Annotated in this window: 17 protein-coding genes and 1 pseudogene; 5 read left to right on the forward strand and 13 right to left on the reverse strand. The window is 66.6% G+C overall.

Annotated elements, in window-relative coordinates; all coding sequences use genetic code 11:
• The first annotated feature begins 43 nt into the window (after positions 1-43).
• Genes BN3906_RS13095 through BN3906_RS13105 form a run of 3 tightly spaced genes read left to right on the forward strand, consistent with a single transcriptional unit; the run spans position 44 to position 3,956 of the window.
• Positions 44-1,216 carry a tyramine oxidase subunit B gene (locus BN3906_RS13095; protein ID WP_066589279.1) on the forward strand — a complete coding sequence of 391 codons (1,173 nt, stop codon included), beginning with the start codon at positions 44-46 and terminating at the stop codon, positions 1,214-1,216.
• Positions 1,216-2,487, forward strand: coding sequence for an FAD-dependent oxidoreductase (locus BN3906_RS13100; protein ID WP_078057452.1), 1,272 nt, complete (start codon positions 1,216-1,218; stop codon positions 2,485-2,487). The genes BN3906_RS13095 and BN3906_RS13100 overlap by 1 nt, the downstream gene beginning before the upstream one ends.
• A gap of 11 nt (positions 2,488-2,498) precedes the next feature.
• The gene (locus BN3906_RS13105) at positions 2,499-3,956 is read left to right on the forward strand and encodes an APC family permease (protein WP_066589283.1); all 1,458 of its coding nucleotides are present in this window, start codon (positions 2,499-2,501) and stop codon (positions 3,954-3,956) included.
• Between the two features lie 76 nt (positions 3,957-4,032).
• Here BN3906_RS13105 and BN3906_RS13110 read toward each other — a convergent pair whose 3' ends face one another.
• Both BN3906_RS13110 and BN3906_RS13115 read right to left on the reverse strand, forming a co-directional pair.
• Positions 4,033-4,728: a hypothetical protein gene (locus tag BN3906_RS13110; RefSeq protein ID WP_066589288.1), complete on the reverse strand. Its 696-nt coding sequence runs from the start codon at positions 4,726-4,728 to the stop codon at positions 4,033-4,035.
• Between the two features lie 115 nt (positions 4,729-4,843).
• Positions 4,844-5,551, reverse strand: a complete 708-nt coding sequence (locus BN3906_RS13115) for a response regulator (RefSeq protein ID WP_066589290.1) — start codon at positions 5,549-5,551, stop codon at positions 4,844-4,846.
• Positions 5,552-5,645: 94 nt separating this feature from the next.
• Here BN3906_RS13115 and BN3906_RS13120 point away from each other — a divergent pair.
• Positions 5,646-5,960 (forward strand): annotated as a pseudogene (locus BN3906_RS13120) (ABC transporter permease subunit); the annotation flags it as partial.
• On the opposite strand, the gene BN3906_RS13125 reads toward BN3906_RS13120, so the two are convergent.
• The gene (locus BN3906_RS13125; protein WP_436834818.1) at positions 5,870-6,991 is read right to left on the reverse strand and encodes a sensor histidine kinase; all 1,122 of its coding nucleotides are present in this window, start codon (positions 6,989-6,991) and stop codon (positions 5,870-5,872) included. The pseudogene BN3906_RS13120 and the gene BN3906_RS13125 sit on opposite strands and share 91 nt — an antisense overlap.
• 127 nt (positions 6,992-7,118) lie before the next feature.
• Between BN3906_RS13125 and BN3906_RS13130 the strand changes: the two genes are divergently transcribed.
• On the forward strand, positions 7,119-8,600 hold the full coding sequence (locus tag BN3906_RS13130) for a CitMHS family transporter (RefSeq protein ID WP_066589296.1): 1,482 nt from the start codon (positions 7,119-7,121) through the stop codon (positions 8,598-8,600).
• Between the two features lie 97 nt (positions 8,601-8,697).
• Here the strand turns inward: BN3906_RS13130 and BN3906_RS13135 are convergent, their stop codons facing one another.
• The 10 genes from BN3906_RS13135 to BN3906_RS13180 all read right to left on the reverse strand — a co-directional run bounded on the left by BN3906_RS13135 (position 8,698) and on the right by BN3906_RS13180 (position 18,978).
• Positions 8,698-9,984, reverse strand: a complete 1,287-nt coding sequence (locus BN3906_RS13135) for an ammonium transporter (RefSeq protein ID WP_066589299.1) — start codon at positions 9,982-9,984, stop codon at positions 8,698-8,700.
• 125 nt (positions 9,985-10,109) lie between these two features.
• Positions 10,110-11,258 carry a heme-dependent oxidative N-demethylase family protein gene (locus tag BN3906_RS13140; protein WP_078057453.1) on the reverse strand — a complete coding sequence of 383 codons (1,149 nt, stop codon included), beginning with the start codon at positions 11,256-11,258 and terminating at the stop codon, positions 10,110-10,112.
• Positions 11,255-12,268: a PDR/VanB family oxidoreductase gene (locus BN3906_RS13145; RefSeq protein ID WP_066589302.1), complete on the reverse strand. Its 1,014-nt coding sequence runs from the start codon at positions 12,266-12,268 to the stop codon at positions 11,255-11,257. The genes BN3906_RS13140 and BN3906_RS13145 overlap by 4 nt, the downstream gene beginning before the upstream one ends.
• Positions 12,265-12,741 (reverse strand): dimethylamine monooxygenase subunit DmmA family protein, encoded by a 477-nt coding sequence (locus tag BN3906_RS13150; RefSeq protein WP_066589305.1) that lies wholly within the window; start codon positions 12,739-12,741, stop codon positions 12,265-12,267. The genes BN3906_RS13145 and BN3906_RS13150 overlap by 4 nt, the downstream gene beginning before the upstream one ends.
• Positions 12,742-12,825: 84 nt before the next feature.
• Positions 12,826-13,149 (reverse strand): cupin domain-containing protein, encoded by a 324-nt coding sequence (locus BN3906_RS13155; protein WP_066590038.1) that lies wholly within the window; start codon positions 13,147-13,149, stop codon positions 12,826-12,828.
• Between the two features lie 333 nt (positions 13,150-13,482).
• The gene (gene amt / locus BN3906_RS13160) at positions 13,483-14,715 is read right to left on the reverse strand and encodes an ammonium transporter (RefSeq protein WP_066589306.1); all 1,233 of its coding nucleotides are present in this window, start codon (positions 14,713-14,715) and stop codon (positions 13,483-13,485) included.
• Between the two features lie 118 nt (positions 14,716-14,833).
• Positions 14,834-15,880, reverse strand: a complete 1,047-nt coding sequence (locus tag BN3906_RS13165; protein ID WP_261797026.1) for a heme-dependent oxidative N-demethylase family protein — start codon at positions 15,878-15,880, stop codon at positions 14,834-14,836.
• A complete protein-coding gene (locus tag BN3906_RS13170; RefSeq protein ID WP_237559554.1) occupies positions 15,877-16,905 on the reverse strand; it encodes a PDR/VanB family oxidoreductase in 1,029 nt (342 codons plus the stop codon). The genes BN3906_RS13165 and BN3906_RS13170 overlap by 4 nt, the downstream gene beginning before the upstream one ends.
• Positions 16,902-17,537 carry a dimethylamine monooxygenase subunit DmmA family protein gene (locus tag BN3906_RS13175; RefSeq protein WP_227871004.1) on the reverse strand — a complete coding sequence of 212 codons (636 nt, stop codon included), beginning with the start codon at positions 17,535-17,537 and terminating at the stop codon, positions 16,902-16,904. Before BN3906_RS13175 ends, BN3906_RS13170 begins: the two co-directional genes overlap by 4 nt.
• A 304-nt stretch (positions 17,538-17,841) precedes the next feature.
• Positions 17,842-18,978 carry an ornithine cyclodeaminase family protein gene (locus BN3906_RS13180; RefSeq protein ID WP_066589312.1) on the reverse strand — a complete coding sequence of 379 codons (1,137 nt, stop codon included), beginning with the start codon at positions 18,976-18,978 and terminating at the stop codon, positions 17,842-17,844.
• Positions 18,979-19,028 lie beyond the last annotated feature (50 nt).

Raw genomic sequence — 19,028 nt, forward strand, 5'->3', positions numbered from 1 at the left:
CAGCGCAACGCCCCCGAAACACGTGACCGGTTGACTACCGGTCATGACAGCAACGATTCCAGCACAGACACCACCTGCAGAGTCCGGTACCCGGCTCGTCACCCGCTACTTCTCCGAACCGGACATGGTCGCCGCCGGGGTCAGGGACATGCCCGGCTGCGTGGCCACCATGGAGAAGATGTTCGCCCTGCTCGGCAGGGACGACTACCGGATGGGCGGAGCCAACCACAACTCCCACGGGTCCGAGATCCTCTTCCCCGATGAGTCGCCCCATGAGCGGATGCCCAAGAACGGCCCCGACCGTCGGTTCATGGCCATGCCCGCGTACCTCGGAGGAGAGTTCCACACCGCCGGCGTGAAGTGGTACGGGTCCAACATCGACAACCGGCGCAGCGGCCTTCCACGTTCCATACACACCTTCGTCCTCAACGACGCCGACACCGGTGCACCGCTGGCGATCATGAACGCGAACCTGCTGTCCTCCTACCGCACCGGCGCAGTGTCCGGGGTCGGCGCCCGGCACCTCGCACCGGCCGGGGCCACCGTCGCCGCAGTCGTGGGCCCCGGGGTGATGGGCAGGACCGCCCTGGAGGCGTTCGCCGCCGGCGTCCCCACCCTCGACACCGTGAAGATCAAGGGTCGCAGCCAGGCCGGTATCGACAGTTTCGTCACCTGGGTCCGCCGGAACCTCCCCCAGTTCACCACGGTGGAGGTCGTCGACACCGCCGAGGAAGCGGTCCGGGATTCCCAGGTCATCGCCTACACCACCACCGCCGGCACAGGGGCCGGCAACTACCCTGTCCTCGATCCGGAGTGGCTCTCCCCCGGTGCCTTCGTCTCTGCACCGGCGTGCCTGAACATGCCCGACGAATGGCTGGCCTCCGACGCCGCCCGTCTGGTGCTGGACAACCGCAGTCTCTACGAGAGCTGGCATGAGGAGTTCGGTGAGGACGCCTTCGAGACAGTGGGCATCATCGGCAACAAGTTCCTCGAACTCGAGAAGCGCGGCGTCCTGGAACCGGGGGCGGTGAGCGACATCGCCGACATCATCAACGGGGACACGCCCGGCCGGCTCAGTGAGGACGACATCGTCATCTACTCCGTCGGCGGCATGCCTGTCGAGGATGTCGCCTGGGCCACGGTGCTCTACCGCAACGCCTGCGAGAAGGGCATCGGCACCGTCCTCCCCGTCTGGGACACCCCGGAGATGGCGTGATGAACACTCCGACGACACCTGACGCCACCCGCCACGACGCCCAGCCCGGCAACCACTACGACTATGTGGTCGTCGGCTGCGGAACCATCGGCTCCATGGCACTGTGGCAGCTCACCGACATTGCACCGGGGGCGTCCGTCCTCGGGATCGAGCGCTTCACCCGGGTACACACCCGCGGCTCCTACGCCGGGGAGTCCCGCCTGTTCCGCGTCGCGCTCAAAGAAGGCGGAATCTACATCCCGCTGGTGCAGCGGGCCCGCGAAATGTGGCTGGAGATGAACGCCCGCTCCGGCCGCGACATCTTCCTGCCCGTCGGCGCCGTCTCCGTGGGCCCCGCCGACTTCCCGACCATGGTGCAGACGATGAAGGTCATCGAGGAGTTCGGTCTCGACCACGAGGTACTGGATTCCGCAGCCCTGGCGGAACGGTTCCCGGTCTTCGCACCGTCCGCTCCCGGCGCCGCCGCGGACACGGCGATCCTCGACCCGGCCGGAGGCGGAATCCGCCCCGAGCTCGCCGTGGCCTTCGCCCAGCAGTTCGCTCTGGACGCCGGTGCCCGGCTCTGGGACAACACCCGGGTGCTCTCGGTCGAACCGGGGGCCGGTCCGGCAGGGGCGACAGTCGTCCGGACGGACCGGGGTGTGGTCACCGCGTCGAAGGTGATCGTCGCCAACGGCTCCTGGGCGGCCGACCTCTTCCCCGGTCTCGCCCACCACATCAGTGTGCAGACTATTCCCCTGACCTGGTACCTTCCCCTCGACATCACCGATTTCCTGCCCGAGAACCTCCCGATCTTCATGCGGGACATCGTCAGGGACAACGGGGAGATCTGGCACTGCTACGGTGCCCCGACCCTTGACGGGTACAGCGTGAAGATCTCCCACGGGGACTTCGCCGGGGACGCCGACACCCCCGACGGTCTCGAGGAACTGCGCACCGGCGTCCTCCCCGAGGAGATCACCCGGGTGTTCTCCGAGCGCACCTCCACCTTCTTCAACGGCATGTTGGACGCCCCGGTCCGCATCAGCCTGCACCACGACGGTTTCACCGTCGACCACGCCCCGGTCCTGGGCCTCGTCCCCGGATTCGACGGCACACTCACCGTGGCCACCGGAATGAGCGGCAACGGCATGAAGTTCGCGCCGGTCTACGGCCGGATCGCCGCCGAGCTCGCCGTGACCGGCGAATCCGCGGTGCGACCCTCCGCCTTCGACTACCCCACCACCGACCGCGGACCCTCCCCCGCCATCATCCCCGCCACACTGCACTGAGAGGTTCTGCCATGTCCGCTCCCACCGCCACCCCACCCGTCTCCACCGGAGGTGACACCCTCCGGGGAGGTACCCTGACCACCGCGTCGATCGTCTTCATGGTCATCGCCGCGGCAGCACCGTTGACCGTCATCGGCGGTGCCCTGCCTATCGGCATGTCCATCGGCAACGGCCCCGGCTACCCTGCCATGTACGCCGTCAGCGCCGTCATCCTTGTCCTGTTCTCCGTGGGTCTGACCACGATGGCGAAATTCATCGACGAACCCGGCGCCTTCTACTCTTACGTGGAGACGGCGTTCGGACGCCGACTGGGGATGGGCACCGCCTACCTCGCCCTGCTGACCTACACCGCCATCCAGTTCGCCGTCTACGGATTCCTCGGCGAACAGCTCTCCATCCTCGTCGATCCGCTGGTGCACATCCCGTGGTGGGCCTTCGCCCTCGCCGTCACCGCCGTGGTCGGCTTCCTGGGCTACCGCAACATCGAGCTGAGCTCCCGCGCGCTCGGCGTCCTCCTCATCGCGGAGATCGCGATCGTCGTCCTCATCGACGTCTTCGTCGTCGGCAGGGGCGGCGCCGACGGGATCAACGCCGAGCCCTTCCTGCCGGAGAACATCTTCTCCGGGTCCCTCGGGGTCGGCCTGATGATGGCGATGGCCGGATTCATCGGTTTCGAGGCGACCACCGTGTTCCGGTCCGAGGCCAGGGACCCCGACAGGACCATCCCCCGGGCGACCTACATCGCCGTGGCCGTGATCGGCATCTTCTACACCGTCTCCGGGTGGGCGGTCGTGGAGGCCTGGGGCACCGACAGTGTCCTCGAGGAAGCGGTCAACGACCCTGACAACATGATCGCGAACACCGCGCGGAACTATGTCGGGCAGTGGGCCGGCCCGGTCGTTCAGGTCCTCCTGCTCACCAGCCTTTTCGCCTGTGTCCTGTCCTTCCACAACGTACTCACCCGTTACCAGCACGCCATCTCCCACAAGCGGGGGCTGCCGAAGGCACTGCGGGCTGTGCACCTGACCTACCAGTCCCCCAGCATGTCCTCGATCGTGCAGACAGTGACCATCGCAGTCCTGGTCGTGGTCTGTGCCCTGGCGGGGATGGACCCGGTCACCCAGATCTTCACCTGGTTCTCCGGGCTCGCGACGTTCACAATCGTCATCCTCATGCTTCTGGTCTCCGTCGCGGTGATCGCATGGTTCCACGCCAGGCCTTCCCTCCAGGTCTCCGCGTGGAAGCGCCTGATCGCACCGGTGCTGTCGCTCCTGGGACTCGGCACCGCCCTCTATTTCATCCTGACGAACTTCACGGTCCTGGTCGGCAGCACCACAGTGGCCGTGGTCATGGCGGTCTCCGCACCGGCGGTCTTCATCCTCGGCATGATCTTCGCCACCTTCGTCCCGGAGTTCGACGACAAGATCATCACCCGGAACATGGCGAAGCAGATGGGTGACCGGAGCTAGACGCCCCCGCCCGGCCCCGTCCCCCTGCCGGGCCCACCTCTGAGCTGTCCCACGGGATCCCCCGCACCCGGTCGTCTCACGACCGGGTGTAACCGTTGCCGGTGAGGTCGACCACGGCTCCCGTGGCTGTGTCGGTGACGGTCACGGTGTCCGCGACCGTGGTGTCGACGGTGTACAGGTCTCCGACCCCGGTCACCGTGCCCGCGGCGAGAGAGTCCTGCGGGGAGATCCCGGAGTTGCCGAGCAGGGCGTAGACCTCAGGGTCCGCCCCCGGACGGTAGGCGACGGAGTTCGCTTCGCCGCCGTCGGTCGCCTGCCAGTTCACGTGAACCGGTGCCTCACACGCCCAGGCGTATCCGGCCTGGGCAGGGTCCTGTTCGAATGAACAGAGAAGAGTGTCGTCACCGAGGGGCACCTGGTAGCTGCCGTAGGACACGGTCGTCCGGGCCGGGGCGTCCCCGGTCTGTGTCGTCGACGGTGCCGCGGCCCCGGACGTGGGGTGCGGGGACCCGTCCGACTCCTCCGCTCCTGTGCCCGCTCCCGCTCCGGTAGCGGGCCCCCCGGTGGACGAACCGCCGGTCGTCGGCTGCGGTGCGGCCTGTGTCAGGGAGGTGCTCAGGGCGGTGTCGGTGTGGTCCCCGTCGTTACCGTCCGCCCCGACAACCCCTGCACCGTCACTGTCGCATCCTGTGAGCAGTGCGAGAGTCACACCGAGGACGCCGACGGAGGCGGCTGCGGACAGACGGACTGGACGACCTTTTCGATGGTGCACGGCATTCTCCTCGGTGGGAAACGGATGACAGGCGGGCCATGAACTGACGACTCCGCCCCTCCACCGTGCCACAGTTCGGGGGTCAGCTGTGCAGCACCGCAAAGATTACCGTGATTCACCACCCTGACCCGGTGGACCTCGCATAGAGATGTTCAGGACGCCCCGACCGGCCGTAGCGCAGGTGCACTCCCACGATTCCCCGCCCGGCCAGAGCGGCGAGACGCCGCTGCGCGGTCGCCCGCGACACCCCGGTGAGCTCCGCCAGTTCGGTGGCGGACAGTTCCCTGTCCCCCAGGGCGTCCAGCAGCAGCTTCTCGGTGGCGGAAGCGGCCGTGGTCACCGGACGGGTGCTGCCGTGGAGACTGGCCACAGCCCGGTCGATGTCACGCTGTGACAGGGGGTGCGGGGTGTCGACGATCCTGCGGTAGCGTGCGTAGCGTTCCAACCGTCCGGTGAGTTCCTGACGGGTGAACGGCTTGACGAGGTAGGCGTGGACCCCTGCTGACAGCGCCCGTCGCACTGTCGCCGGTTCCACCGCCGCAGTGAGGACGAAGGCGTCCAGTCCGCTGGACCGCACGAGCTCGACACCGTCGCCGTCCGGCAGGAAAACGTCGGCGAGCAGCAGGTCAGGACGCCGGTCGCTGATCATTCCCCGGGCCTCCGCCACTGACCGCGCGGTCCCGCGCACCACGAACCCGGGTGTCGCGGAGACCACGTCGGCGTGGATCTGCGCCACCCGGAAATCGTCGTCGACCACCAGGACCCCGTGTCCGCGCGGGGAGGCTGAGGTACCCCCGGTCCCGGTCCTGTCCGATGCCGCCACTACCGCTCCCCTCTTCCGTCTGCGTCGTCCCTGAATGTGACTGTGGTCTCTACGGCATCTGTGGTCTCTGTGCTCGTCTCCGTGGCGAAGACCCCGGGCAGCCGCCACCCTGGGAGCGTCCCGGTGGCAGACATTCCGGCGGATCACCCTTCCCTCGATCCGGTGGGGGCTGTCCTACGGTGTGGCACTGACCGTCGCCCGGTCCCTCGGGGAGTTCGGTGCCGTGATCATGGTCGCCTCCGGGTTCGCCGGAGGCGGGCAGACACTCACCCTGCTGGTCCACTCCCGCTACATCGACGACCACAACGTCTACGGCGCCTATTCGGCCGCCACCCTCCTCATGGCCGTCGCCGTCATTGTCCTGGTCATCATGACCGCACTCCAGAAGCAGCAGAAGGTGAACCGATGACCATCTCCGTGTCCNGCCCCGCCGAGGGCGCGGACTGTCCCGAGGCGCCGGCTCAGGGCGGTCAGGTCGGTACGGTCGCGCACCACGATGACGGTGCCGAGCGGTCGCCCGTGGCGGTGCACGGGGTGGGCGTCGAGGTAGAGCACCTTGTCTCCCACGACCACCTGGTCGCGGGAACGGCCGGCCAGAAGGTCCCGGACCGCGTCCTCCGGAAGTCCCAGGTCAGTGAAGTTCCTGCCGACGGCGTCCTCCACCCCCAGCAGTGACCCCGCCCTGGAGTTGGCCAGCTGCACCACCGCAGCGTTGTCCAGGGACAGGACTCCGTCGTCGACCCCTTCCAGCACCGCAGCCTGTGCGCGGACGAGTTCCGCCATCTCCTCGGGCTGGAGCCCCAGGGTGACATGTTCCCACCGGCGCCGCATCAGGACCGTCGCGGCGAGACCGAGGACGACCGCCCCTGCGGCGGCGGCACCGACGGCGGCCAGAAGCTTCGGAAGACCGCTGAACACGTGTGCCGGCCGGAATCCGACACTGACCTCCCCCACGGGCTGTCCGGTGCCCGGGGCGAAGACGGGGACCTTGGCGCGGACCGAGGTACCCAGGGTGCCTGATTCCCAGGCGGTGACTTCCTCACCGCGCAGGGCGGCGTCGTGGGATGTGCTGACCCGCTCACCGATCAGGGACGGGTCGGGGTGGGCCAGCCGGATCCCCCGGGCATCGGTGACGACGACGAAGAGAGCTCCGGTCCGGGCCGCTGCGTCGGCGGCGTAGTCCTGCAACGGGGTATCGGCAGGGTCGGAGCGGCCGGACTGTCCCGTCCTCGCCGCGACAGCCTCGCGGACCTGTGGCGCCGCGGCGATGCTGCGGGCGATGGATGTGGCGTTGTCTGCGGCACTGTCACGGAGCCGGTCGTAGGTGATCCAGGAGAACACTCCGGCGCACACCGCCACGACCGCGACAACCGTCGCCAGCTGCAGCAGCAGTACGCGGGTGGAGTATCGCACAGAGGCAGTGTACGTGGTCCCGGACACAGCCGGTGAGCACAATGCACACAATGCGGGTTTCGGGACGAAGTGGGGGCAATGCGCTCAAGTGCTTCCATGTGTCAGAGATCACTTTAAAGTGCGTACATTGCCACCGACACACCAAGGAGGAGCAGTGTCCACCAGCGGCATTCTCACGCTCGCCGCCGACGCGGCGGACGCCGGCTACGATCTCAGCCACACCCCGTCAGACGGCATTCTCGTCGCCCTCGGGTTCCTCATGATCCTGACGTTCATGACCCTGATCATGACGGGCAGGATGACCCCGCTGCTCGCCCTCATCCTCGTACCGACAGTCTTCGGTCTCATCGGAGGCGCCGGCCTGGGTCTCGGCGACATGGTCATCGACGCCGTCAAGGACATGGCCCCGACGGCGGCACTTCTGATGTTCGCGATCATGTACTTCGGGATCATGATCGACGTCGGGCTCTTCGACCCGCTGATACGGGTCATCACCCGTGTACTCGGCAACGACCCCGCGAAGATCGTCTTCGGTACCGCCGTCCTCGCCGGAGCTGTCTCCCTCGACGGTGACGGTTCCACCACCTTCATCATCACCACCTCGGCGATGCTCCCGCTCTACCTGCGTCTGGGAATGAACCCGGTGATCCTCACCTGTGTCGCCGGCCTCATCAACGGTACGGTGAACATCCTGCCCTGGGGCGGGCCCACCGTCCGGGCGGCGGCGGCACTGGGACTGGACCCCTCCGAGGTCTTCGTTCCGATGATCCCCTCCCTCATCGCCGGAGTGGTCGTCTGCCTCGTCTTCGCATGGATGATGGGACTGGCCGAACGCCGACGGCTCGGCACCGTCGGCATCGACGCACCGGTGGCGGTGCCCGCGACCGGCGGAGGTTCAGGAACCGGCACTGTCACCGGCACTGTCACCGGAGCTGTCACCGGAGCTGTCGCCGAGGGGTCCGAGCACACCTCCATGGCCGACACAATGCTCGACCCTGACCGTGACACCCTGCGTCCGAAGCTCATCTGGTTCAACCTGGTGCTCACTGCCCTGGTGATGGTGCTGCTGGTCATCGACATCTTCCCCCTGGCCTACGTGTTCATGGTCGGAGCCGCGGTCGCCCTGGTCGTCAACTTCCCGCGGGTGAAGGACCAGGCCCACGAGATGACGGCACACTCCAGCTCGATCGTCGCCGTCGCGGGAATGGTCTTCGCCGCGGCGACGCTCGTCGGCGTCCTCAACGGCACCGGCATGGTCGACGCCATGGCCGAATGGGTCACCACGGTGATCCCGGACTCCCTCGGCGGATATCTCGCACCGATCACCGGGCTGCTGTCGATGCCGTTCACCTTCTTCATGTCCAACGACGCCTTCTACTTCGGAGTGCTCCCGGTGCTCGCCGAATCCGCGTCCCACTACGGTATCGCCCCGGTCGAGATGGCCCAGGCCTCGATCACCGGCCAGCCGGTGCACATGCAGTCCCCGCTGGTCCCGGCGATCCTGCTCCTGGTCTCCCTGGCCAACGTGGGCCTCGGTGAACACCACCGCAAGGTCCTGTGGCGTGCGGTCGTCGTCTCCCTGGTGATGCTGGCCGTCTCGATCCTCATCGGCGTGGTCCCCTTCCACGCCGGATAGCCGGAAGAACGCCCGGGACCCCCGTCGCGCCAAGTTCCGCGTCGGGGGTCCTGAATCTGGGAGAGGCCGGTGGCTGCCACCGTCCGGCGGGGCGAAGTCACTTCAACTGACGGTCCGCCTCTCCTGTGATCTCACTGTCCGCGAAGTCACTGTCCGCCTCGTTCTGGTCGAGGTTGTACCGGTCGTAGGCGGCTTCATCGTGGACGGCGGCGTCAATGCCGACGCTCTCGTCGCGGGCGGTGATGCGGATCGGGTGCACCTTGTTCATCAGCCAGGCGATGACGTAGGTGGCGCAGAAGCTGTAGCCGACCGTGACGATGATGGCCACCGGTTCCCTCCACAGCATGTCCCAGCCGCCGCCGAAGAAGATTCCGGCGTGTTCGGCCGGTGCCTCCGGGTCCCCGAGGAAGACGACGATCATCGCGCCGACCATGCCGGCCACACCGTGGACGGCGAAGACGTCGGCGGAGTCGTCGACTCCGAAGCGGTGTGCCAGTTTGATGGCGCCGAAGGCACCCGCGGCACCGAGCATCCCGACGATGATCGCGACGGTCGGGTTCACGGCGTCCGCGACCGGGGTGATCGCCACCATGCCGGCGATGGCACCGGTACCCAGTCCCAGCAGCGTGTAGGCGCCGTCGATGATGCGCTGCATGATGATGAAGCCGAGCATTCCTCCCGCCAGCGCCAGGATCGTGGTCAGGACCACGTACTGGGCGAGGAAGTCCGCGGCACCGGCAGTGCCGCCGTTGAACCCGAGCCAGCCCATGGCGATCATGCCGACACCGATGAGCATCAGCGGCAGGTTGTGCGGCTTCTCCTTCTTGGTGAAGTTCCGTCGTCCGAGGAAGAGTGCGAGAGCCAGGCCGGCCGCACCGGCGTTCATGTGGACGGCCGTACCGCCCGCGTAGTCGTGGAGCTGCAGGTCCGCCCGCATCCAGCCTTCGGGGTTGAACACCCAGTGGGCGATCGGACCGTAGACCACGAGGACCCAGATGGCGGCGAAGCCCATCCAGGCGTCGAACTTCATCCGCCCGGCGGCCCCCGAGGACGCCAGGGCCACGGAGATAGCGGCGAAGAGGATGAAGAACGCCCCGTTGATCGTGGTGCCTTCACCGTCGTCGGTGACCAGGTCACTGAAGAACGAGAATTCTCCCGGGGCACCGATCAGTCCGTGTCCTCCGACGGATTCCCCCATCACCAGACCATGGCCGACGATGACGTACACGACCGTCGTCACAGCCAGGGAGCTCATCACCATCATCATCATGTTGATGACGCTCCGCCCGTTGAGCATGCCGCCGTAGAGCATGGCAACTCCGGGGAACATCAGCAGGACGAGGGCGGTCGCGGTCAGTACCCACGCGACGGATGCTGCATCCATGTCATCTCCTTGAAAATTCTTGATTCGTCATTTTGTCGTTCATGTGTCACGGTAGAAGCCGTTCATTTCGGGACGTCGCGCCCGGCGTTTCCTTGAAGTAACTACTGTTAAATGTCAGTTACTGCTCAGTTCCCCACCTCAGGCCGTGTCGCCGGGTCCACACCACCGACGGTCTCCAGCCACTCCACGGCCGGCCAGCGGGTACGGTGCACGCCCTTGTACTCGGCCATGTCTTCGGGAAGCTCAGCGAGCACGTCCCGGACCCTTGTGGCCCACTCCGGCACCCGTACCAGGGTGGACAGAGGCTGCAGGTAGGTACGGATGAGGAACATCACCGCACCCGACCACTGCAGCCGGATCAGGTGCTGCACCTCCACCCTCAGGAAGACCCTGTCCCCCACCTCCCGGAGGGGGCCGTTGACCACGCTCATGCGGTCCGGCCCCCACTCCGGGTAGGACTCGGTGCCGGTGTCGAGGCGTCCGTCGATCGTCAGGGTCCAGTTGGTGCGGCGGAACCGTTGCCCGGGTCGCAGACCCATGATGAACTTCTGGGCCCGGTCCACGATCCCCTGTTCATGCACCCTCGGCACCGGTCCGTGGATCTCAGGGAAACTCATGCCCGCGTCGAACGCCGGGGACCAGTCCGCCGCGAAGGTCACGACCATCGAGTCCCCCCACAGCATTCCGTCTCTCTCCGCGAGCAGGGCGATGTCCTCCTGGACCTGCCTGCCGGCGAACTCCAGTGGTGCGCACGGCAGGGTGGAGCTGTCCCCCACCGTGAAATCCTGCTCGACCGGGGGATCCGACAACCGGTTGGACCAGTGGTAGCTGTCACCGGCACCGGCACTGTCTTTTCTGTCTTCACCGTCTTTCGCGGTGGATGTCCGGGTCAGGGTGAAGGAACCCGGGTACACCACCGCGAGCTCGTTGAGGACGGCGAGCAGGGCGTCCCACTCCGCCGGAAGCATGTGTGGCAGGGCGACGTACCGGGACGGGTCGACGGTGAGGATGCGGTCTTTCTCGCGGAGCTCCGCGGCATAGTGACGGTCGATGTCGATGACCGTCTCCCCCCACTGCCCGGCCGCACTGCGCCGCAGCTTCTCGGCCGGTTCGACATTCGCACTGTAACGGTAGGTCTCGTGGGGGAAGGGAAAGGGGAACTCCGCGAGGGACCTGTCGGCCTCCTGCGGGGTCGCCGGAAGCGGCTGACGGTACACGCCGTCGGCACGGTTGGTGGCGGCGGTGGTACGGGCGGTGGTGGACGGGACGGTCATGGCAGAACTACCTCCAGGGTGGAGCCCTCACAACGGGAGACGCACGGCAGCCAGGTGTCTCCGGCGGACCGTTCGTTGTCGGTGAGGACCATGTCGCGGTGAACCGGGGTGCCGCGGGTGACAGAGAGCCGGCATTCGCCGCACACTCCCTGGCGGCACATGTTCGGCACGCGGTATCCGGCGTCCTCGAGGGCACTGAGTGCGCTGACACCGGAGGGGACGGGGATACTGCGTCCGGAGGACGCGTCGACGACAGAGAAAGGTTCACCGGCGTCGAGCTCGGGTGCCGCGAAAACCTCGTGGTGCACCCGCCCGCTCGGCCACCGGTAGGCGGCGGCACGGTCACGGAAAGCTTCGATCATCGGAGCCGGCCCACAGATGTAGGCGTGGGTTCCTATCGGACTGGAGGACAGGACCCGGTCGAACACCCGCGAGGTCTCTGCGGCATCTCCGACCTCGGTGAACACCGCTCCGGGGCGGTCACACAGCGCGCGCAGTTCTGCGGCATGCGCACCCGCCCCCGGACGGTGGGAGTAGATGACCTCGACCGGACGTCCCCACCGTGCGGCGTCCCTGGCATGGGCGAGGACGGGAGTGACGCCGATACCTCCGGCGACAAGCACCTCGAACAACGCCCGGTTGCTGCGCCGGAACAGACTGCGGGGCCGGCTGACCGTCACGGTGTCCCCGGGAACGAGCCGGTGGACCCACCGTGACCCTCCCGCCCCTTCCGGTGACAGGCGCACGGAGATCTCGTAGGTGTCCGGGGCCGCACCGTCATTGGTCAGCGAATAGGCATTGGCTCCGGAGGAGCCGTCCCCGCCCTCCCAGTGCACGACGATATGGCTTCCGGCATCGAAGGGGGGAAGCAGGGACGCCCCGGTCCGGCAGGGCTCGACCGGACTGAAGACGATATGGCGGATGTCCGGGGTGAGCGCGTCGACCGCGCTCACAGTCATCTCGAGATTCTCGGGTCGGACGACACGGGGATGACGCAGTACGCCGGTCATGACTCTTCCTCTGGCATGTAGGCGAGATAGCTGGCGGTCCGGCGGGAGAAGTGGTGGTACACGACGAGGCCCCGGCCACAGCCCGGGCAGGTCACCTGGTCACCGACGACAACTTCCGAGGTGAACACGGTACGGCAGTGGCAGCAGTTCACCCGGCGCGCACCGGGCCGGCTGAACGGACTGCCCGGGGTGGTGCAGGTCAGGCTGATCTCGTCGTCGTCGAAGCCGTTCTCCCGCAGCAGAGCGGCAGCTCTGAGGAGTTCCTCCTCCGGGCCGGTGAGGTGCACCGTGTCCCCGACCACCGCCGTCCGGCACAGGTCGAGCAGACGGGTCGCGGTGGTGTCGAAGTCTCCGGCCGGGACCTCTACCTCGATGTCCCGGTACCGGGCGTCGGCAGGTCGCTGTATCTCCCCGCCGGTGGGGGACGTCTCGGTGAAACGTGGGACGGTGGTCGTCTCCATCTGGACGGGCACGGTGCTCTCCTTTCCTCTCTGTGGTCCCCGAGCTTCGGGACCGGCTGTGGGGACCGGCTGTGGGGACCGGCTGGTCTCGTCGCGCTAGGCCGGGAGATCCTCGCACCGGACGTAGTAGGCCAGGGCGTACTCGTCCTCGGTGGAGAAGATGATCCGGGACCCCTTGGGGAAGAAGATGGCGTCCCTGGGTCCGGCGTACTCGGTCTGGCCCGTGGCAGGATTGTGAAGCTTGAAGGTGCCCTCCAGGACGACCTTCATCTCGTTGTAGGTGTAGAGGTAGTCCAGCGGCGCCTCTGTGTGGTTGAGGCGGAAGTACCCCGCCCACAGGGATGAGCCGGACGGATCTGCGTAGACGTCGTCGATGTAGCCCTCGGTGCCGGGGTACTCTTCGACGGGCATCTGGGGCATGTTCTCGTAGAAGCCCTTGGTCACGAGGAACGGTGTGGTGCCGGTAAGGGTGGCGGTGGAGTCGGTGGCGGTCTGGTCGGTCACTGGAGCTCTCCTGGAAAGTGGTTCCGGTCCGGGAAAAAATTCCCCCGGGTGTTCGTCGTTGAACACTGAGAAACTCTATGGGCCGCCCTTTTCCCCTTGGTCTCCGATCAGTTTCCGGTCGGTAAACAATACATCCTGTCCTGCAACACATGCACGAAACACACCGGGTCCCCGTCCGCCACTACGGCAGCGCACGGGGACCCGACGGCGACACCAGACCCGGCGACAGGGGCGGGCCTGGCAGAGGAGCTACTCGATGACCCTGTCGTAGGCACTGTCCCGCTCATAGGCGGTCTCCGCGTGGACCTGGGCGTCAACCCCCCTGATCTCGACCGACTCCTCGAAACGGATCGGATGGACCATGTTCATCACCTTCGCGATGATGAAGGTCACCACGAAGGAGAAGACCACGGTGACCACGATGGCCACCACCTCCCTCCACAGCAGGTCCCACTCACCGCCGAAGAGGATGCCCGTCCTCTCCGCAGGAGTTGCAGGGTCCGCGAAGAAGACGACGAACAGAGCGCCGACCATCCCCGCCACCCCGTGAACGGCGAAGACGTCCGCCGCATCGTCGATGCCGACCCGGTCCTTCACCTGGATCATTCCGAAGGCACCCGCCGCCCCCAAGGCACCGACCGCGAGAGCACAGACCGGGTTCACCGCGTCCGCGACCGGGGTGATCGCCACCATTCCGGCCAGACCGCCGGTGGCCAGACCCATGAGCGTGTAGGCCCCGTTGAAGATCCGTTGCATGATGATGAATCCGAGCATTCCCCCGGCGAAGGCCAGAATCGTGGTCAGCACCACGTACTGCGCCAGGAAGTTCGCCGCACCGGCGGTGCCGCCGTTGAATCCCAGCCACCCCATGGCGATCATGCCCGTACCGGTGAGCATAAGAGGCAGATTGTGCGGCTTCTCCTCTGTCTTCGCCCGCCTGCCGAGTGCGAAAGCCAGGGCCAGACCAGCCGCACCGGCGTTCATGTGCACCGCCGTACCTCCGGCGTAGTCGTGCAGGCCCAGGTTGTTGCGCATCCACCCCTCCGGATTGAACACCCAGTGTCCCAGCGGGGCATAGACCAGCAGGACCCAGAAGACGGTGAAGATCATCCACGCGTCAAACTTCATCCGCCCCGCCGCCCCGGATGCGACAAGGGCCACCGAGATCGCGGCGAACAGGATGTAGAAGGCCCCGAAAAGGGTGGTTCCCTCCCCGTCGTCATGGACGAGCCCGGAGAAGAACGAATAGCTTGTCGGATCGCCGATGAGCCCTAGCCCGCCGACAGATTCGCCGACGACAAGCCCGTGTCCGACAATGACGTAGATGACGGTGGTGACGGCCAGGGAGGACATGACCATCATCATCATGTTGATGACACTGCGCCCTGACAGCATTCCGCCGTAGAGCATGGCCAGGCCGGGGAACATCAGCAGGACCAGGGCCACCGCGGCCAGGATCCATGCAACGTCTGCGGGTTCCATACGTAACTCTCCTCAGTCAGTTGTCCCGGCACCCGACCGGAACACTGCAGAGGAGATTACGGTGAATCTGTGTCACCACCGTCTACCCTCGGTTACTCCCGGGTAAAAGAAACAGAAGTCAATTGTTTCCGGCAGTGGAAGGTGAGGAATCAGTGACGGTATTGTCCCGGAGCCAGGCCATGGCGTCATCCCGCCATTCCACGAAGCCCTTGTAGGTGGCAATATCCTCCGGAAGTTCTTCGACGATGTCGGCGAGCTGTTCCGCCCATTCCGGCACCGCCGCGATCTCGGCCAGAGACGCCATGTAGGTGCGGATGCTGAACAGGTGCGCCCCGGTGACCGGGAGGCGGACGAAGTGCTCGAGCTCGATGCGCAGCTGCACCCTGCCCCAGTCCCTGTCTGCGACGATCCTGGCAGGCTCCCATCCCCACCGGTCATAGGTCTCCAGGCTCGCGTCCATCCGTTTGGAACCTATTCCGGAGAATGTCCAGTTCACCCGACGGTAAATTTTCTCCCCCGTCATCAGCATCATGAACTTCTCCGCACGCGACGTGATTCCCTCGCCCGTGAACCTCGGAATCGGGCCGTGAATTTCACGGAAACTCATTCCCACGTCGAATTTCACCGACCAGTCGTTGGCGAATGTCACCAGACCTGCGTCGAGAAAAATCTGGCCCTCCCGTTCCGTCGCGAGAAGAAGATCCTCCGGAACCTGGCGGCCGATGAAGAGCAGCGGATTCTCCGGCAGGGAGCTGTCGTCACCGAAGACGAAGGTCTGGTCGATGTCCAGCAGGTCGTTACGCCACCTGTACTCCCCCGCACCGGTACCGTCACCGATCCGTTCGAGGTGCATGGTACCCGGGTGGTCGGCGTCGAGCTGGGTCATCAGCCACAGCATCACGTCCCAGCAGGCGGGTCCCATGTGGTCGGCGACAGCAAGCCTGCCCGGGTCGGCACGCAGCACATTCTCCCTGGCGCGGATCAGCGCCGGATAGTCGTCGTCGATCGCGATGATCTCACGACCCCACTCCCCCGCCGCTGTGGGCTGGGGCAGACGGGCCTCCCCGACGTTGACCGAATAGCGGAAGGACCGTTCATCCCCGGAGAAAGGCCAGGGAAAAGTGGCCAGGCGGTCGGAAGGCAGTTTCACGGGTGTGGTGTTCACGGCAGGGATACCTCCAGAATTCCGTCCCCGGTTCCCCGGGACACGCAGGTGAGAATACAGTCGCCGGCGTCACGCTCGGCGTCGTCGAGCACATGGTCGCGGTGTTCGATGGTCGCGCCACGGGCAGGTAGGCGGCACTGGCCGCACACTCCCTGCCGACACAGGTAGGGAACGCGGCGTCCTTCCTCGAGGAGGGAATCGAGCAGGCTGACCCCGGGCGGCACTTTCCGGGTGACCCCCTCCGGGTCCCCCTCCACCCGGTACTCGAAGGCGTTCCCCGGTGCGAGGTCCGAGACACCGAAGTGCTCCCAGTTCAGCCGCTCCTCCGGCCAGCCCTGGCTCTTGGCCACGCTGCGGTACAGTTCGATCATCCCGTCCGGACCGCAGGCATAGGCCCGGGTCCCCAGGGGCTGACGCTGGAAACGGTCCGTGAGCACCGCGGTCAGTTCGTCCCGGTGCCCCACCTCGGTGAATCGTCCTCCCGCCCTGTCGACCAGCTCCCGCAGCTCGCGGGAGAAGGCGTCCTCCGGCGCGGAGTGGCTGTAGACGACCTCGAGATCCCAGCCGTGGAAGACCGCCGCGCGGGCGTAGGAGACCACGGGGGTCACGCCGATGCCGCCGGCGACAAGGAAGACGCGCCGTTGACTGAGATCGGGAAGGAAGGCGTTTTCAGGACCACGTACCTCCACGGTGTCCCCGACGCGGAGGTTGTCGTGGATCCACCGGGATCCCCCGCTCTGACCGAGGACGCCGATGACGTACTCCACCGGGGCCACACCCAACCCTGTCAGAGAGTAGGCGTTCCATTTGCCGCCTGCATTGACCTGCAGGTTCGCGCCCGGGGAGTATCCGGGGAGCTGACGGCCGTCCGGGGCGGCGAAGTGGAGCACCCTCACCCGTTCGGTGGGCTGTTCCACGGCGGTGACGACCAGCTCGCACACCCGGGAGTCAACGGTGAAAGGACGGGGCCTGCCTGTGCCCGTCACCGGGCCGGCCTTCACTGTGGTGTTCGCGGTACCGTTCATGTCAGCTCTCCTGCCGTGGCGTCCGAGCCCAGGTAACGGGCGCGGGAACTGTTGACGTGGGGGTGGATGTCGAGCAACCGGCCGCAACCTGCACAGGTGACGGTTCCGCCCGGGGCCGCCGCCGGGGACAGAGTCTCCGCCTCACAGTGGACGCAGAACACGATCAGCGGCACCGGGTCCCCGGAGATCCCCGGTGAGGTGGCGACCGCACGTATCTCGGAGCGCAGCAGTCCGCATTCCAGGGCGGCGGCGGTGACGGTGAGCACCTGCCATTCAGTTCCCGTGACCAGCAGGCGCAGCCCCACGGTGGCGGTGTCGAGCATCCTCCGGAGCTGGGAGAGGCCGGTGAGGCCCCGTTCTTCGGCGGTGTGCACGGGTACAGGGGCGCAGAGACGGGGGGCACGGACCCTGACCTGGAGTGGTTCGATGCCACGGGAGCGCAGTTCCCGCAACCAGTGGTCGCCGGCACCGGCGTCCCCGTCACAGATGACGAGCATCTGTTCGCTGGAGGTGTCGTCGACCGGGGGCGGCGCGGGGGCCCAGCGGGGCAGACTGGTGGCCGGCGGGGAGGGGTCCCGCGGGTTCCGGCCGGTGGTGTGCAGTGGTGCTGTGGTGATCTCTGCTGTGGTCATGGGTTCATTGTCATGAATAACCGTTTCATGTTGTGAGCCTTACCGTTAAAGGTCGGTGACGACGGCCCGCCCTTCCCGAAACACTGCCGACACCTCGGCGTCCGTCACCGGACCGGCCGGCGGAAACCGCCGGTGCTACCGGTGAGCCGCCGGACCAGTCCCCCTGACCCACCTCAGGGGCAGACATGCCCCGAGGGGACCGGGTTGCACACCCGGTCCCCTCGGACCATCCACCGCAGCCGTCACCGCAGCTGTCGGTCATCCTGTCTGCTGTCCTGCCGGCGATCCCAGCGACGGTCCACGGTCAGGCCAGCACGGGCTTGTCCCAGAGGTTGAGCACCTGGCCGATGTTCTTCTCCTCGGCGGTCGCGTAGAGGTCGGTGGCCCAGGCGACATCCTCGACAGGCATTCCGCCGACGGAGTAGAGGGTCACCGTCTCCGGATCCCAGCCCGGGGCCTTACCCTCGGCGACATCGGCGACAACCTCGATCTTGGACTTCTCCAGCTTCCCCTCGCGGACCAGGTCGTACCACCTGGTGCCCGGGATGCCGAGCAACACGAACGCCTGGTCACCGTACTCCTCCTCCCATGCCTCGTAGAGGCCGTAGGCGTCGAGGACCAGGCGGGCGTCGCCGGCGAGGAACTCGTCGTCGAAACGCGCAGCGGCGGGGGCTGCGACGAGACAGCCCGGCTTGAGCCACTCCTGCCTGAAGTACGGGAAGGCGGAGGGACCCGCCGCGTCAGTGGTGGTGGCGGCCATGACGATGTCGGCGTCCTTCACCGCTTCCTCGATGGAGTCACATCCGATGACCTCGACCTGCGGGTACTTCTCCTTGAGGAAGGCGGCGAAGGCGTCCACGCCGCGCTGGCTGCGTCCCTTCACCTTCACGGTGGTGATCCCCGGACGCAGTGCCAGGATGGCGTCGGTGTTGGTCCTGGCCATGACGCCGGGGCCGACGACCGCGAGGACCGTGGAGTCCGGGTTGGACAGGTACTTCACGCCCACTCCGGGGACGCCGCCGGTGCGCACTGCGGAGAGGAGGTTGGCGCTCATGATCGCCTTGGGGGCACCGGTCACGGTGTCGTTGAGCACGAAGATGTGGATGGACCGGGGAAGTCCGTGTTCACGGTTCTCGGCGTTGGAGCCGTACCACTTGACCCCGGTGTTGTTGAACCGGCCGCCGAGGTAGGCGGGCATGGCCATGAATCGGCGGTCAGGGCCGTCAGCGGGCATGCCCGGGAACTCCGGGTGCTCCGGGAAGGAGATCATGGCGCCGTGGGAGTTGTGGTTGAGACCTGCCATCCGGTAGTCACCCTTGTTGAGCAGGATGAGGGTCTCCTCCATCACGTCGACGCAGCGGGCGATGTCGAGGACACCGGCTTCGATCATGTCGGGTTCACTGAGGTAGCGGAAGTTGATGGCGGTGCCGTCAATGGTCATTCGGGGTTCTCCTTGCGATTCCCTGGAGTGGCTGAGGTTGAACACTATGA

The sequence above is a fragment of the Corynebacterium provencense genome, from assembly GCA_900049755.1.
GTDB lineage: Bacteria > Actinomycetota > Actinomycetes > Mycobacteriales > Mycobacteriaceae > Corynebacterium > Corynebacterium neomassiliense.

Excerpts from the sequence above, each read along its gene's own strand:
- BN3906_RS13095 (WP_066589279.1), top strand. The coding sequence starts at position 44 with ATGACAGCAACGATTCCAGCACAGACACCACCTGCAGAGTCCGGTACC.
- BN3906_RS13100 (WP_078057452.1), top strand. The coding sequence starts at position 1,216 with ATGAACACTCCGACGACACCTGACGCCACCCGCCACGACGCCCAGCCC.
- BN3906_RS13105 (WP_066589283.1), top strand. The coding sequence starts at position 2,499 with ATGTCCGCTCCCACCGCCACCCCACCCGTCTCCACCGGAGGTGACACC.
- BN3906_RS13135 (WP_066589299.1), bottom strand. The coding sequence starts at position 9,984 with ATGGATGCAGCATCCGTCGCGTGGGTACTGACCGCGACCGCCCTCGTC.
- BN3906_RS13140 (WP_078057453.1), bottom strand. The coding sequence starts at position 11,258 with ATGACCGTCCCGTCCACCACCGCCCGTACCACCGCCGCCACCAACCGT.
- BN3906_RS13145 (WP_066589302.1), bottom strand. The coding sequence starts at position 12,268 with ATGACCGGCGTACTGCGTCATCCCCGTGTCGTCCGACCCGAGAATCTC.
- BN3906_RS13155 (WP_066590038.1), bottom strand. The coding sequence starts at position 13,149 with ATGCCCCAGATGCCCGTCGAAGAGTACCCCGGCACCGAGGGCTACATC.
- amt (WP_066589306.1), bottom strand. The coding sequence starts at position 14,715 with ATGGAACCCGCAGACGTTGCATGGATCCTGGCCGCGGTGGCCCTGGTC.
- BN3906_RS13170 (WP_237559554.1), bottom strand. The coding sequence starts at position 16,905 with ATGAACGGTACCGCGAACACCACAGTGAAGGCCGGCCCGGTGACGGGC.
- BN3906_RS13175 (WP_227871004.1), bottom strand. The coding sequence starts at position 17,537 with ATGACCACAGCAGAGATCACCACAGCACCACTGCACACCACCGGCCGG.
- BN3906_RS13180 (WP_066589312.1), bottom strand. The coding sequence starts at position 18,978 with ATGACCATTGACGGCACCGCCATCAACTTCCGCTACCTCAGTGAACCC.